Source organism: Paenibacillus sp. UMB4589-SE434 (assembly GCF_030226685.1).
GTDB lineage: Bacteria > Bacillota > Bacilli > Paenibacillales > Paenibacillaceae > Paenibacillus_B.
Genome location: NZ_JASOYK010000002.1, coordinates 200,671 through 215,293, shown reverse-complemented (window position 1 = coordinate 215,293; position 14,623 = coordinate 200,671). Strand labels below are relative to the sequence as shown.

Genomic DNA, 14,623 nt, shown 5'->3' with positions numbered 1-14,623 from the left:
TCAGTGATAAACACATTGTTATCGACAACAAATTTTCAATTATGTACTTGAAAATATAATGAAATATAACACTCACCCTGCGCTGGTAGCGGCTCCGCCGTGTTTAATAAGGATGATTTTTCTACATTTATGTATACAGATTGGATTCGCTCGACCATCTCCCCATGCTGATCTTACCCAAGCAGTGGTCCACGCTTCTGCAAGCGACTCATCATCGACTCCCTCTGCCATTTGCAGCTGTTATTAAATAATAAAGCTGTCCGTGAACGTCACGAACAGCTTTACTTATTGCAGCCCTGCCATAGGCAGGCATGTAGGTTGCTTACCTTATTCCTGCGTACTAGCTACTTCATCTTCAAATATTGTATGTATACGCTGATACCAGCCCTCAGACAACGACTCGCCTAGCTCTCGTTCATATTGGTCTTGGTACTCTTGAACAAAGTGCTTGGCTCTTGTCTTCTCGCCATTCTCCACGTACAATTCCGTCATCAGCGAGGCGTAGTGCTCGTTCCAAGGATCAAGCTTCATGAGCTTGCGGATGCTGGCCAGCGCCTTCCGATACTCGCCCTGCTTTTGATTGAGATCAACCATGTCCTCTAAAAGCCACAAATATCGGTCTCTAATCTCCTCCCGATGCGTCGTCATCCACATTCCGTCCAATCCTTCACACCAATCACCGCGGTAGAGAGATGACATTTCTTCCAGCGCCTTGATATCGGAGGATTCAATTTTTTCATTCATAAACAGTTCCCTATCATGCCAAATATCAGACAGTATAAGCTTGTACATTCGGTCAGTGTAAGTCACATGTATATACGTTTGCAACGATACTTCCACAACGGCACGTCGAATTTGATATACACAAGTGTGTACATAAGCTTTAGCCTTATTAGGATCCGAATTCGGGAATATATCATTAATAATCTGATCAAGACTGGCTGAGCCCTTTAACAGCAAATACGCAAATAGTTCTTCTACTTTTACAGTCCGCCATTTGAGCAAACCAGATGGAGCTTCTATTTTTAAACGGCCGAGACTGAATATGGAAGGGATGGCTTTGGCTTGCTGATTCTCTATGTCCATTGTAATATGGGCGTCAGCCACATTCGGATTAAGCTTATGATGATCTGGCCTCATTTGTCCTAGACGTCTGCTATGGATTCGCTGCAGTGTACGACTCAGGCGCTCTGGTTTGACCGGCTTTAGAATATAGTCAACAGCACTTAACTCAAACGCTTGCAGCGCGTACTGATTATAAGCCGTAACAAACACGACCTCGATCATCGACTTGGCATCTAGCAAACGCTCCGCAAAAGCAAGTCCATTTATTCCTGGCATCTGAATATCCAGTAAGACGATATCCGGTTCATGACGCAATACCCACTCCAGCGCGTGTTCCGCATGAGAGAACAGGACAACCTCTCCTGCCAATACCTCTTCTTTTAACAGGTCTTCCATCTCTCCCAGAGCCGGAAGTTCGTCGTCAACGACGACTATTTGATAAGTCATGATCATCATCTCCTGCTCGTATTCGCATGGTTACCACCGTGCCACCGCCTTCACGGTCAGCAATGCTCAAGGAAGTACCATACAAGCTGCGTATTCTGCGGTTTATGTTAGAAAGTCCAATTCCCCCACGCTTGTCTCCAAATAAGAATGCTCCATGGACCTTCTTATCCAAATCGATACGATCTATATCCATGCCCACTCCATCATCGGACACCGATAGCTCGATCCACATCTCTACTCTGCGCGAAGTAATTACTATGGTTCCGCCTTCCACCTTCTCCATGATACCGTGGCGGACAGCATTCTCCACAATAGGCTGCAGCAGCAGTGGAGGAACGGCGAAGTTCCTCTCCTCCAAATTGTACTCCACCTTGAGACGTGAGCCAAAACGTGCTCGCTCGAGGGATAAATAGGCTTCAATGATACGCAGTTCATCCGCAAAAGGCACTTCAATCTCTTGGTTATCAAAGTCAAAGCTGCCTCGTAAAAAATCACTGAGTGCATGCAGCAATTTCCTCGTTTCATCAGAATCGCGCTTACTCATCCATAATATTGTGTTAATGGAGTTAAACAGAAAATGAGGTTTAATCTGCGCTCGCAGCATATCTCTCTCCGAATGCACAAGCTGCAGCACCGTTTCCTTTAGCTGCACTAACGTCTTGACCCTGCCTTTTAGATCCGTCCAATCATATGGCTTATGAATAAAATCGTTGGCTCCTGCCTCAAACCCGATTTGATTCAAATGTACGTTTGAGCCCGCCGTCGCCATTAATACAGGCAGATCCAGTGGACTATACATCTGCCGGATAACACGGCACAAATCAAAACCTGACATCGTCGGCATCATAACATCCATAATACACAGGTTAAATCGATTGCCATGTTCCAGTAACGATAAGGCCGTCTTGCCACTGCGTGCAAGCTCACAAGTATATCCCTCAAGCTCTAGTAGATTAGCAAGCGCCTTTAAGCTTGCATAATTATCATCTACCAAAAGAATGCGACCTTGTTCCTGACCAGTAGGGGATAATACGGCACGTTCTTCCGGGCCAACGTCCAACTCTTCAATATAACGAAAATCTATATCAGCAGATGCTAAACACTGCTCGCCCAGTACATCCTTGTTGGAAATATCCCTTGCCTCCCGTGAGCCGCCTGATTTATGGCTTGCACCACCCGCTGCTTCGGGCTGCTCGGATAACCCGATAATCTCCTCTCTTTCAGCTGTCGGCTGCCCCTCTAATTTAACCGCCGGCAGCGTAAAGATGAAGTTACTGCCTTCGCCGATCTTGGACTGAACCTCCATTCGACCTCCTTGCATTTCTACTAGCTGCTTCGTGATCGGCAGCCCAATCCCAATACCTGATGTATCTGTTAACGAAGAGCTGTCGATTTGCTGATAATCCATAAAGATACGATCCAAGTACTGTGCTTCAATGCCTGCCCCTGTGTCAGCAACCGTAATCTGTTCCCATCCCTCATTAGAGACACAGGATACTGTTATATGACCTGCTTCCGTATGCTTGAGCGCGTTATCCAATAAATTATATAAAATCTGTGTAACCCTGTTCTCATCACCCACAACGTAATGTATCCCAGCCTTCACTTCATTCCGAACATCCACTTCACTATTACGGTTCAGGCGCTGGAACACATCTATTACAAAAGCTACGATATCGTACACATCTAATGAACGTGGATGCAGGCGAATACGACGATTCTTTATTTGTTCACTATCTAAGATATCCTTGACCAAGTAACTGAGGCCCCTTGCTGTACCGTTAACAAGACGCATATCGGCTCTTTGAGAAGCATTCAGCTTACCGCCAGCTCCTTCCAGCATAGACTCACTTATATTAATGATGGCGTTTAACGGTGTCTTAAGTTCATGTGAGGTTCGAACAAGGAATTGCTCCTGTCCCTTCATTTTAGCCATAAGCTGCTCAGACAGCTGCTTAATCTGATGATAAGCACTCGTGAATCGACTAGAAAAAAACAGCCCCTGCGCCAACATAAAAATGGGAATGCCCAAAGGCAGTACAGAAGAAACCGGGCCAATCCATCCCGTTCTGGATACCATTAGTCCAATTACTTGAATTGCGGACATAACACTTACGAAAATATAAGCAGAACCCGTCATACGATAGAGTAATGCCCGCCACGAAATAAAAATAATATACAACAGCCCAACAATTTGCAGAATGATAAAATAAAGCATAAACTTTGTATAGATACTCATCGGTGTAAATAGAACAAAACTCACGATGAGTATAGACACAATACCTGAAAGTTTCACAAGCTTAACTGAAGAATAAACTTTTAGTTGAATATACGTATGGGCCAGGAAAAAGTACCCTACCCCTGTACTGGATATAACCTGCAACTTTGTTACCCATTCATATGAAATGCCCGCAACAAACTCCAATATCAATTTCTCGCCGTGGCATGCAAAGTACAACGCCCCTGAGAAACAGAACAGCGGGAAAAAGGCTATTGATCCTTGATCACGACGATAAAAGTTTTCCCCTAGGAAATAGATCCCCATAAACAGCAAACAGGAAATGAGAGTGACATCCATAAAACCATTATGTTTCTCCATGGTTTGGATACTTTCAGCGATTCCTAAAAATATTCGCTCGGAGATACCTGTATTCGCATAAAAATGAAAGTTAGAAGCTTGCAGTACCAGTTCTACTTCCTCTTTATGCGGTGAAAAATATACAGTGTAAGGACGGTTATTCGGAATCGACTTCTCTCTACTCGTCCCTATCTGCCCTCTAGACCCGAGTAATTTACCGTCTACATACAGCCTGCTTGCGGTTTTCACATTAGACACCCTTATCCCATAATTCTGATAGCCGCTAGGGAGCTTGAGCGTAATACGATAGGTGGCATAATTGACAACGTCCTCTTGAAATAGGCTCCTGCCATTGGCTTGCCATTGGTGCGGGATCTGTACATAAACAGGATTCGATACCTTTGATTCTGGCCACAGAAGTTGGTTAGGCGTGTATTCCCACAGCCCATCAAGTTCTACCGTGCCTATCTCATTCAATTCACACTTGCCTAAATCCATAATCCCTTGCTCCGATATCGCACAAGGCTTAGCACCAGTTCCAAGCAGCGGCAGCCCAAACAGTAAAATAACGATGATAAGCAAGAAACAAATAACACCTAGGGAACGGCGGCGATGCTTATGTATTGCTGATATCATAAATTCCATACCTCATAAAGTTAATACAATCGTTTTAGGAATATATTACTGAACTTACCGAGTATTCTACAAGAGTAAGTTCAGCAGAGCATTTCAACCTCCTCATTGTAAAGGCCAGCCGCGATAAGCAGAAGAGACACGCTATCCTTAATTAAACCATTTAAATACCTTATATCAGGACAACTTCCAGATTATGCCCGACGAAGGTCTAGGATAAGAACTAACCTGCGGTCTGTTTTGATTGGCTGCTTAGGAAGATAAAATAGTAGTATCACAAACACCGTTTATAGCAGCATCATATTCGGACGATTAAAAGGGAGATGGAGATTACATGTCATATGGAATGGAGGCTTCGACAGTGCGTAAACAAACGAATATATTGGTGTTGACTGGTTCGCTGGGGCACGGTCATATCCAGACCGCAAACGCGATACGAGATATGGTAGCACAACGATTCGGCGACGACGTAAACGTTCATGTCGTAGACTACTTGGAGCAGACCGCTCCCCATCTGCATGGAGTCGGCTCTTATTGCTTCGTTCAATGGTTAAAACACTTCCCAAGCATGTATGGATATATGTTCGAAATGACTCGCAAAGATCGTGGAGTTGCTCAATTCGTAAAAAGCGTCCGCCTTACAAGCCTACGGCCATTGACCAAGCTGATTCGGGAACTGACTCCCGATGTTATTGTCAGCACCTTTCCTGCCGCAAGTGCAGCTGTATCCAAGCTGAAGGAGCGCGGCATCGTGCAGTGTCCGGCAGTTACCGTGATTACAGATCATACAGATCACAGCTTCTGGCTTCACCCCTATACAGATTTGTATATGGTAGGCTCTGAGGCAGCACGGACAAAGCTTATTCGACAAGGCATCAACCCCGCTTACATCGAAGTAACGGGCATACCGGTGCGACCTGAATTTTATGAACAATACGATAAACAAGCATTGCGAGCCAACTATTTGCTGCAGCCTGACAAGATGACCGTGCTGCTGATGGGCGGAGGCTGCGGGCTGCTAGACTTGTCCATGCTTGAGGCATTGGAGCATGAACAATGGGCAGAACACCTGCAATTTATTATTGTGTGCGGCAACAACGACAAGCTCCGCCGCCAGCTGCAGCAGTGGGCCAGTTCCTCACCGCTTCATCTGCGCATAGAAGGATACGTGAAGCCCGTACATGAATATATGGCGATGTCCGATCTTATCATTACCAAGTCGGGCGGCGTTACGACCGCTGAAGCAATCGCACAGCAGCTGCCGCTGCTCGTTTACAAGCCGCTGCCAGGGCAAGAACGTGATAATATCCGTTACTTGGTTCGCAACGGCCTGGCTTGTCGTGCAAAAGGTACTGACGATCTGGTGCGTCAGCTCGCATACTTGGCAGCCAATCCTGAGAAGCTGCAGCGGATGGGTGATCGCGCACTTACGGAGCGCGGTCGCATGCACGCAGATAGCGCAGAAGCGATCCTTCGCATGGCGCAGCAGACGGCAATACAACCGCAGCCCGCAGCTAAGCGGTGGATGCGGCGCAACGCTATCTAACAGCAGCATAAACCTTAATAAATATGAAAATAACCTTCAATCCCACTATTTCAAAAGTAGGATTGAAGGTTATTTTTTAACGATTGGCTGCGACACGAGACCTGACCTAGATCGCAGACATGCCTAGGGCCGCATCCAACTCTGCTTTCTGCCGTAAATGATGGTTAAAATGCATTCTGACCAGCTGCAGCCATTCCTCAGCATTCAGCCATCCAAGTCCAGGATGCTCTACTTTCGATTGCGGATCACTGCCAGCAGCAGTACGCTGAGCCGCATCCAGTTCGAAGGAGACTTGACGCAGTCCGTCAATCAGCTGCTGCCGATCCGTCGGCTGAAGCGGTGTATAGCCCGCTGAATCAGGCACCTTGATCTTAATGGGTGGAAAGGCACCGGCTCGATAAATCACTTCGCCTCCTTCCGTCTTAGCACCCCCCGTTGTTTCCTCAGCGGCTGCGCATTGATCAATAGCACGCAGATGCAAGCGGAGCGTAGCATCTATAAGATGATTATAGACTTGTCCGATCGACCAACTGCCTACTATTGGCACCGCTGTTAATTGCTCAGCCGAATAACGATCAAGCTCAAGCTCGTATTGGCCTAATAACTGTCTAATCTCCATCACCGTTTGGCTTAATCTTTCATTTACATCCACTTTCAACATATTCTTCGCCCCTTCTTATCTTGAGTCCGCCTTCTGGTGAATGATGGCAAGTTCCCACTAGTTCAAACAGTCACCACACATAACTACCAACCGGCACTTGTTAACCCAGTATATCGAAGTGCTCCTGACACCCTTATGTCAGTAATAAGTTGCATCGGAAGAATAAAGTCGTACCATGCGTTCTGCTTCCGCTTTAATGGCTTGTGCCAACGATGCAGGCTCCATTACAGTCGCCTGAGCACCCCAGCTTAGTAGCCAGGAAAGCACATCCTGCTCTTTACGGGCTGTAAGTTTGACGATCAGCTCATGCTCCCGCTCTTCCACAGATTCGATATAAAAATAACGCGACTCCTTCACACGCTGTGACAAACTTATTGGAAAAGAAACTGTAACGTGATAGCCACGATCAGTACGGTCGTCAGTGGGCATATATTCAGACAGCGAGAATTGGGCTGGGCGCTCAAAGTGCTCTTCCATCTCCAGCAGCTCTTGAATTCGATCCAAGCGAAAATGGCGAATAGACAGGCGTAAGCTGCAGTACGCAATTACAACCCATACGGCTCCTGTATGCACGATGCCGTATGGGTGAATCGTACGCTCCGTCTCAACTGAGCCGCTTATGCCAACAGGGGCTTCATATCGAATAGATAACACGCGCTGCTGTTTCACTGCCTGCTGCATCTTATGGAGCAGTGGATTTGTCTTGTTCCGATGCAGCGGCGTCACCCCATAATCTTCGGGCAGAAAGCGTATTTGCCCTTCGATATCCCGCATTCGGTGAAGACCAGCTTCATTTAGCAGCTCCTTCATCTTGGCGCGGGCACCCTGCGCATAAGCAGTCCATGACTCATCCAGCCTGCCGCCAATATGCTCGACACCCGTCAGCAGCAATAAGGCCTCCTCTGGATGCAGCAGCACCGGCGGCAGAAAATATCCTTCCATCAGGGAATACCCGATGCCAGGGATCGAAGCAATTGGTACTCCCATTTCAGACAAAGCCTGCATGTCTCTGTATATCGTACGTACTCCAACTTCATACAATGCCGCAAGATCTTCGGCTCGATACACACGTCTTTGTCTGAGCTCAAGTACGATAGCCATCAAACGATCCGTACGATTCATCCCCATTCCTCCGTCTCTGTTAACTTGCTCACCTTCTTATTCGAGTTAACCTTATATAATTTGTATTAATGGAATTTATCCTGATATGTATATAGTTACCTTAGCAGAGGAGTAATGCGGATGGGAATATCCAATATATCTAAAGAAAAAGCGACGCTCACTTATATGATACGCATCTATTGCTGCGCGCATCACCAGCATGAGACTATCGATAGGAATCTGGAAACAGGACTATGCGATTCATGTGCAGAGCTTACTAGATATGCCTATAAGCGGCTGAGTCACTGCCAATTCGGAGAAAACAAGCCTACCTGTGGAAAATGTCCTATTCACTGCTACAAACCCGACATGCGAGAGCACATAAAACAAGTCATGCGTTATGCCGGTCCACGCATGGTATACCGCCATCCTATCATGGCCATTCGCCATCTCATAAGCAGCTTACAGAAGCCGCCCGCGCTGCCTGAAGCACGGCAAAAGAAGCCCGTAAAATAAATCTAAAATTGATTTGCACTCACAAATTCGCTATGCTAGGGCCATCAAAGTTAGATGAGGAAGAAGGTAGAGGCCAAAGATGAACAAATGGATAGAATATTGTATGACTAAGCGTGGGACTAGCCAAACCAATCCATTTGGCCCAGATGTCCATGTGATGAAGGCGGGAACCAAAATGTACGCCCTCTTCCCCACCGATGGTAACCCTAGTGTAAGCTTGAAGTGTGATCCTTTTAAAGCAGATTCATTGCGTGAGCAATACCCTGAGATAACGCCAGGCTATCATCTCAATAAGAAGCATTGGAACACAGTTGCATTAGACGGCAATCTCACAGATGAAGAGGTACAAGCCATGATTGATCATTCCTACGAGCTCGTTTTGAAAGGGATGACAAAGACAGAACGTACTAAGATCGGTTCATAATACAAGTACACGGAGCCGTTGCACCTTCCATCCAGAAGATGTAACGGCTGCTTTTAGAATTGACCCTATCCGCTTTTAGATTAGCTTAGTTTCCCCTCTGAGTCTGGTCAGAATACAAATAAACCATGACGTAATCAAACAATCGTTATCAAATATATGTCGCCAATAGAAGAAGCATTCGTTACTTCACGTTACACGTGACAGCTCATCCGATATACGAAAAAGGCACATAGAAAAGCCGCTGCGTTAACCAGCATCATGCTGATCAGCTCAACGGCTCTTGTTTACAATCTCTCAATCTATTATATTCAGTCGGTTTGTAATCAATTGTTGCGATTATAAACCATACAATATTGTTCTAGGTCACTATCGGGCAAACGAATCGTCTCGACCAATGTGAAGCCATATCTGCCATACAGAGGTACGTTATTTGGATTCTGTGTTTCTAGTGTACATGCCCAGTCTTTGGCATCACACTCAGCTAGCAGCGGCTCCATCATCTTACTCACTTGGCCTGAGCCTCGATAAGCCTGCTGCACAACCAACATGTCTAAATGAGCGTAGGGTCTGTCCCCAAGCATATGAAGCCAAGCTGAGCTCATACTGTGTAAAATGGATACGCCTCTGATGAAACCTTTACATCCAATATATCGGCAAGCAGGAAGAGACTTTATGATAGCAGTTGCAATTCTTCTCCGATAATTCAACTGAGACAGTATGGAACTGCCGAATTGCTCAGAGCGGAATACAAGCGCCACCGCTTCCCATTGTGCTGAACTTGCATAAATATCAGAATAAGGGGACAACATCTCTAAGTAATGACGAAAAAAGATACGAAGCACTTCTTGTCGCGTACTGGGATCAGGGAGCATAAACGTATACAGCGGGTCTTCCATAAATTGTGCAGCCAGTACATGGGCTGCTTGCGGTATATCTTTGCATTCTAAAGTGATAACGTTGCGACTACAAATAGTTCCACCCCGGATCTAAGTAATTGACCTCCCTATAGGAGCTGGGGAGCTTCGCACTCCGGCTCGCGATAAAAAAAAGGTCTAAATAAAGGGTACTCGTTGCAGATCGCTTCGTCAAACCTTAAACCTCGCCTACCCAGTTATGTAGTATAGGCTTACAAACGCACAAAAAAACAGCCCTTAACCGAAGTTAAGGACTGTTTTCCATCAATTACAATTTAACAACGTTTTCCGCTTGCGGTCCACGGTTACCTTGTACGATGTTGAACTCGACACGTTGGCCTTCGTCCAAAGTTTTGAAGCCGTCACCAGTGATTGCGGAGAAATGTACGAATACATCGTCGCCACCTTCAACTTCGATGAAGCCGAAACCTTTGTCAGCGTTAAACCATTTAACTGTACCTGTTTGCATTTATTTCACCTCCAACGCTAAAACATATACCTCTTTTTATTTTGAAAATAAAAATTGCGTATTGTAAAAGGTTCACTAACATGAGAACCTTTTACAATACGCAATTGAAGGTTTCAAAATGTAGGATTGACTTAATCATACCTTAAAAAGAGGCAAAATGCAATATTTATTATATCAATGTGCTGCCACTTCTCGAACAGTGCCGAGAAGCGGCAAACTGATAAACACATTATAACACTATTTTAAGCTTTTGGATACTTCTTTTACCATCTCGGCTACAGATTCTAATCCACCGCCAGAAAGGTACCAGAATTCAGGGTTCAGATATACGATATTGCCGTCCTTGGACGCCTTCGTGTTCTTCACCAATGCGTTCTCCACTACATCTTTAACAGAAGATGCACCTGCTTCACTTTTGACTACAGCACCACGATCCACGACAAATAAATAATCTGGATTTTTTTCTGCGATGTATTCAAAAGACACACTTTGTCCATGAGTCGATACTTCGATTTTAGGGTCAACAGCTGTCATACCAAAGACATCATGTAAAATACCAAAGCGCGACTTCGGACCATAAGCACTTATTTTTCCTTCATTCGCCAAAATAATAAGTGCATTTTTACCGCTAGCAGTAGCTTTTTCATTTAATGCTTTGATGGAATCATCAATAGCTGCCAATTCTTTATCAGCTTCTGCTTCTTTACCGAATATTTTACTAAGTATTTTCACATTTTCCTTGAAAGATACCATGTAATTTTTTGTGTCCACTCCAACGTATACAGTAGGTGCAATTGCACTCAGCTCTTTATACGCGTCAGATTGACGACCCGAAATTAAGATCAGATCTGGCTTCATATCATTAATTTTCTCAAAATCAGGCTCTTTTAAACCACCAACATTTTCAATTTCCTTGGAATTGTATTTCGCCAAGTACCCTGGAACGTTGCCACCACGTGGAACTCCCGCGACTGGAACACCTAATTTGTCTAATGTATCTAACGCACCAAAGTCAAATACAACTACTTTTTGTGGGTTCAATTTTACTTTAGTTGTCCCCAACTTATGTTTGATCTCTAGCTCCGTCTGCTCAGCAGCAGGTGTTGTTGTTGCCGTAGAGCCTGTTGTTTGCTCTGTCGAACTACCGTTCGAAGCTGTATTTTTTTCGCCGCATGCTGCAGCTACCACTGCGATGACCAATGTCATCATAATAACTAACCATTTTTTCTTCACTTCTATCACCTCATGAAATTATTTTATATGTGAGTTAACACGTAACACCAAGTAGGAAGAGCACATGAAAGTGCTAATTAAAATAAACACAAATTTTGTTGCCATTAATCACCTGAATCGGAATATCCATATCGTATACGTCCTTAAGTACAGAAGAATCAATAATGTCCGCTGTTGGACCTTCTTTGACAATCCGTCCCTCTTTTAGAGCTACGATATAATCAGAGTAACAAGAAGCAAAGTTGATATCATGAATAACAATAACAATCGTCTTGCCCAGCTCATCTACTAACCTGCGCAGCACCTTCATAATCTGCACAGAATGCTTCATATCCAAATTGTTTAAGGGTTCATCCAGCAAAATGTATTCCGTATTCTGGGCAAGCACCATCGCGATATAAGCTCGCTGACGTTGGCCACCGCTTAGTTGATCCAGAAACTTATGCTGTATGTCCTCCAGCTCCATATACTGAATCGCCTCGTCAACGAAGACCCAATCCTGCTGTGTCAATTTGCCTTGTGAATAAGGAAACCGCCCAAAGCTGACTAAATCACGAATTGATAAGCGCACTGTAATGTGGTTAGACTGCTTAAGAATCGATATCTGCTTGGCGAGCTCAGCACTCTTGCATTGGCTGATCTCCTTGCCATCCAAAATAATTTCACCAGAATCTTTGGAGAGCAATCGGCTTACCATAGACAGCAACGTACTCTTTCCCGCGCCGTTCGGCCCAATGAAAGACGTAATTTTGCCTTTTGCAATTTTCACCGATACGTTATCTACAACCGGCTTGCCACTGTACTGTTTGGAGACTAGCTTTACTTCTACCACGTTTTGTTCTCCTTCAACAGAAGATATATGAAGTACACGCCCCCGACAAAGTTAATAATGACGCTAATCGTTGTCTGGAATGTAAATACTCGTTCTACAATTAATTGCCCACCTATCAAGGCCACAATACTGATGAGCATTGAGCCTGTAATCAGAACACTGTGACGATAGGTTTTAAAGAGTTGATGCGCGATATTAGCCACCAGCAGTCCGAGGAATGTGATGGGCCCAACCAGTGCGGTCGCAATCGAGATTAAAATAGCCACGATAATGAGCAGACGTTTAACTACATGGTCGTAATTCACACCAAGATTTATGGCCTCTTCTCTGCCTAGTGATAACACATCCAAGTACTTCATGAACTTCATAAAATAGAGTGAGACACCAGCCAACACTGCTATCGAAAGGATAAGTAGATCGGTGTTAATGTTATTAAAGCTGGCAAACATACGATCCTGAACAATCTGAAACTCGTTCGGATCAATGAGAATTTCCATAAACGACGACATGCTTGAAAACAAAGTACCAAATATTAGGCCTAACAATAGCAAAAAGTAAATATTCTGGCCTTCTCTACGGAACAACACCTTGTAAAACACACTCGCAAACAGCATCATCAGCCCCACGGATATGCCAAAGTTCAGATTCCGATCCAACATCGTCATACTTGTTGAGCCAAATACAAAGACAACAGTCGTCTGAATGAGCATATAAAGGGAATCTAGGCCGAGGATGCTCGGTGTAAGGATACGGTTGTTGGTTATGGTTTGGAATATCATCGTTGAGAAAGCAATCGCGCCTCCCGTTATAACGATGGCCAATATTTTTTTGCCCCTGCGTGGAAGGATGTAATCCCAGTTTCCGTTAGCCTTAATAACCATAAATATGATGATCAAGGTCAATGCCAATGCTGCTAGCGTCCATAGTTTCCCTCTCATCACTGGTAAGCCTTTCTTCTCATAAGTAAGTAAATAAAGATAATACTGCCTATAACACCAACCGTCAGTCCGATTGAGATCTCGTACGGGTAGATGATGAGTCGGCCTATAATGTCACAGCTCAGGACAAATACCGCACCAAGCAGTGCCGTATGAGGCAGGTTTTTCTTAAGGTTATCGCCTTGGTAAAGGGTAACAATATTCGGAATAATAAGCCCCAGAAACGGAATCGTACCTACCGTCAGCAGCACGACAGCCGAGACCAATGCAACGATGACAAGGCCGAGGTTCACCACTTGTTTGTAATTCAAACCCAGGTTGTGCGAGAATTCTTCCCCCATCCCTGCTACTGTAAACCGATTAGCAAATAAATAAGCGATAACCAGCGCCGGAATACTTAAGTAGATCAGCTCATACTGTCCTTGGATCGTCATCGAGAAGTCTCCGTGCATCCAAGATGATATATTCTGAATCAGGTCATGCTTATAGGCAAAAAACGTCGTAATGGAGCTAACGATACTGCCGAACATAAGACCGACCAGCGGAATAAAGATGGCATCTTTAAATTTCACGCGGTCCAGTATTTTCATAAAGATGTATGTACCTAACAATGCAAACAGAAAGGCTATGGACATCTTCACAAGTGGCGTGGCCGTCGGAAAAATCATTAGGGCGACCAATACCCCGAACTTGGCAGAATCCATCGTTCCTGCCGTCGTAGGCGATACGAAGCGATTGCGGCTTAACTGCTGCATCATAAGTCCGACAATACTCATGCTCATCCCTGCAATGATGATGCTCATTAGTCGCGGAACGCGGCTAATATATAAAGTTTGCGTCTTATCCTCTGTCAGATTAAACAAATCAAGCGGAGAGAGTTCTTTAACTCCTATAAACAGAGAAATCATTGATAAGACAATGAGTGCAATCACAAGATATATTTTTCTCATGGTTATCCTTTTCACTGTAACGTCGTTAACTCATTCGCTGTAATAATGTCATTACCGAAGGTAAGTTGACTGAGATCATTTGCCCCTTATCATTGAGATTGATTCTCATTTACTGTAACTGTTACGATTATAACGTACTAAGGGTATAAGTCAATAAAAACACAGGATTTTATGTTATCGATCACTTTTTTGCCACAATATTGTTGATTCTTGGTAAGAATGGACCTTCATTTTTTCAAATCATTGTATGTATCCCTTAATTTACCGAACTTGAATACCCCAATAATAGCTGTAGCACTTGCTTAAACATCAATAA

At 44.5% G+C, this 14,623-nt stretch carries 13 protein-coding genes; 3 read left to right on the top strand and 10 right to left on the bottom strand.

Annotation, left to right across the window (positions count from 1 at the left end):
- Nucleotides 1–327: 327 nt before the first annotated feature.
- The gene (locus tag QP775_RS11205) at nucleotides 328–1,512 is read right to left on the bottom strand and encodes a response regulator (RefSeq protein ID WP_239329000.1); all 1,185 of its coding nucleotides are present in this window, start codon (nucleotides 1,510–1,512) and stop codon (nucleotides 328–330) included.
- The gene (locus QP775_RS11200) at nucleotides 1,487–4,726 is read right to left on the bottom strand and encodes a hybrid sensor histidine kinase/response regulator (protein WP_285106070.1); all 3,240 of its coding nucleotides are present in this window, start codon (nucleotides 4,724–4,726) and stop codon (nucleotides 1,487–1,489) included. Before QP775_RS11200 ends, QP775_RS11205 begins: the two co-directional genes overlap by 26 nt.
- A gap of 358 nt (nucleotides 4,727–5,084) precedes the next feature.
- On the opposite strand from QP775_RS11200, the gene QP775_RS11195 reads away from it, so the two are divergent.
- Nucleotides 5,085–6,269 carry an MGDG synthase family glycosyltransferase gene (locus tag QP775_RS11195; RefSeq protein ID WP_239329002.1) on the top strand — a complete coding sequence of 395 codons (1,185 nt, stop codon included), beginning with the start codon at nucleotides 5,085–5,087 and terminating at the stop codon, nucleotides 6,267–6,269.
- Nucleotides 6,270–6,375: 106 nt separating this feature from the next.
- Here the strand turns inward: QP775_RS11195 and QP775_RS11190 are convergent, their stop codons facing one another.
- Together QP775_RS11190 and QP775_RS11185 are read right to left on the bottom strand one after the other, a co-directional pair.
- On the bottom strand, nucleotides 6,376–6,930 hold the full coding sequence (locus tag QP775_RS11190; protein WP_285106067.1) for a DinB family protein: 555 nt from the start codon (nucleotides 6,928–6,930) through the stop codon (nucleotides 6,376–6,378).
- Between the two features lie 138 nt (nucleotides 6,931–7,068).
- Nucleotides 7,069–8,052: a helix-turn-helix transcriptional regulator gene (locus QP775_RS11185; protein ID WP_285106065.1), complete on the bottom strand. Its 984-nt coding sequence runs from the start codon at nucleotides 8,050–8,052 to the stop codon at nucleotides 7,069–7,071.
- Between the two features lie 120 nt (nucleotides 8,053–8,172).
- On the opposite strand from QP775_RS11185, the gene QP775_RS11180 reads away from it, so the two are divergent.
- Both QP775_RS11180 and QP775_RS11175 read left to right on the top strand, forming a co-directional pair.
- On the top strand, nucleotides 8,173–8,547 hold the full coding sequence (locus QP775_RS11180) for a nitrous oxide-stimulated promoter family protein (protein WP_285106063.1): 375 nt from the start codon (nucleotides 8,173–8,175) through the stop codon (nucleotides 8,545–8,547).
- 103 nt (nucleotides 8,548–8,650) lie between these two features.
- Nucleotides 8,651–8,971 carry an MmcQ/YjbR family DNA-binding protein gene (locus QP775_RS11175; RefSeq protein ID WP_285106061.1) on the top strand — a complete coding sequence of 107 codons (321 nt, stop codon included), beginning with the start codon at nucleotides 8,651–8,653 and terminating at the stop codon, nucleotides 8,969–8,971.
- 323 nt (nucleotides 8,972–9,294) lie between these two features.
- On the opposite strand, the gene QP775_RS11170 is transcribed toward QP775_RS11175, so the two are convergent.
- The 6 genes from QP775_RS11170 to QP775_RS11145 form a co-directional block, all read right to left on the bottom strand.
- The gene (locus tag QP775_RS11170; protein WP_285106059.1) at nucleotides 9,295–9,867 is read right to left on the bottom strand and encodes a GNAT family N-acetyltransferase; all 573 of its coding nucleotides are present in this window, start codon (nucleotides 9,865–9,867) and stop codon (nucleotides 9,295–9,297) included.
- 286 nt (nucleotides 9,868–10,153) lie between these two features.
- Complete coding sequence (locus QP775_RS11165) at nucleotides 10,154–10,354, bottom strand: cold-shock protein (RefSeq protein WP_028543770.1); 201 nt, start codon at nucleotides 10,352–10,354, stop codon at nucleotides 10,154–10,156.
- Nucleotides 10,355–10,591: 237 nt separating this feature from the next.
- The gene (locus QP775_RS11160) at nucleotides 10,592–11,563 is read right to left on the bottom strand and encodes a siderophore ABC transporter substrate-binding protein (protein WP_483312014.1); all 972 of its coding nucleotides are present in this window, start codon (nucleotides 11,561–11,563) and stop codon (nucleotides 10,592–10,594) included.
- A gap of 97 nt (nucleotides 11,564–11,660) precedes the next feature.
- Nucleotides 11,661–12,419, bottom strand: coding sequence for an iron ABC transporter ATP-binding protein (locus tag QP775_RS11155; RefSeq protein ID WP_239329009.1), 759 nt, complete (start codon nucleotides 12,417–12,419; stop codon nucleotides 11,661–11,663).
- Nucleotides 12,413–13,357 (bottom strand): iron chelate uptake ABC transporter family permease subunit, encoded by a 945-nt coding sequence (locus QP775_RS11150; protein ID WP_285106053.1) that lies wholly within the window; start codon nucleotides 13,355–13,357, stop codon nucleotides 12,413–12,415. Before QP775_RS11150 ends, QP775_RS11155 begins: the two co-directional genes overlap by 7 nt.
- On the bottom strand, nucleotides 13,357–14,307 hold the full coding sequence (locus QP775_RS11145) for an ABC transporter permease (RefSeq protein WP_239329011.1): 951 nt from the start codon (nucleotides 14,305–14,307) through the stop codon (nucleotides 13,357–13,359). The genes QP775_RS11150 and QP775_RS11145 overlap by 1 nt, the downstream gene beginning before the upstream one ends.
- Nucleotides 14,308–14,623 lie beyond the last annotated feature (316 nt).

What these genes read in the sequence shown, in the direction of transcription:
- QP775_RS11205 (WP_239329000.1), bottom strand. Translation starts at nt 1,512, where the DNA reads ATGACTTATCAAATAGTCGTCGTTGACGACGAACTTCCGGCTCTGGGA.
- QP775_RS11200 (WP_285106070.1), bottom strand. Translation starts at nt 4,726, where the DNA reads ATGATATCAGCAATACATAAGCATCGCCGCCGTTCCCTAGGTGTTATT.
- QP775_RS11190 (WP_285106067.1), bottom strand. Translation starts at nt 6,930, where the DNA reads ATGTTGAAAGTGGATGTAAATGAAAGATTAAGCCAAACGGTGATGGAG.
- QP775_RS11185 (WP_285106065.1), bottom strand. Translation starts at nt 8,052, where the DNA reads ATGAATCGTACGGATCGTTTGATGGCTATCGTACTTGAGCTCAGACAA.
- QP775_RS11180 (WP_285106063.1), top strand. Translation starts at nt 8,173, where the DNA reads ATGGGAATATCCAATATATCTAAAGAAAAAGCGACGCTCACTTATATG.
- QP775_RS11175 (WP_285106061.1), top strand. Translation starts at nt 8,651, where the DNA reads ATGACTAAGCGTGGGACTAGCCAAACCAATCCATTTGGCCCAGATGTC.
- QP775_RS11170 (WP_285106059.1), bottom strand. Translation starts at nt 9,867, where the DNA reads ATGGAAGACCCGCTGTATACGTTTATGCTCCCTGATCCCAGTACGCGA.
- QP775_RS11165 (WP_028543770.1), bottom strand. Translation starts at nt 10,354, where the DNA reads ATGCAAACAGGTACAGTTAAATGGTTTAACGCTGACAAAGGTTTCGGC.
- QP775_RS11160 (WP_483312014.1), bottom strand. Translation starts at nt 11,563, where the DNA reads ATGATGACATTGGTCATCGCAGTGGTAGCTGCAGCATGCGGCGAAAAA.
- QP775_RS11150 (WP_285106053.1), bottom strand. Translation starts at nt 13,357, where the DNA reads ATGAGAGGGAAACTATGGACGCTAGCAGCATTGGCATTGACCTTGATC.
- QP775_RS11145 (WP_239329011.1), bottom strand. Translation starts at nt 14,307, where the DNA reads ATGAGAAAAATATATCTTGTGATTGCACTCATTGTCTTATCAATGATT.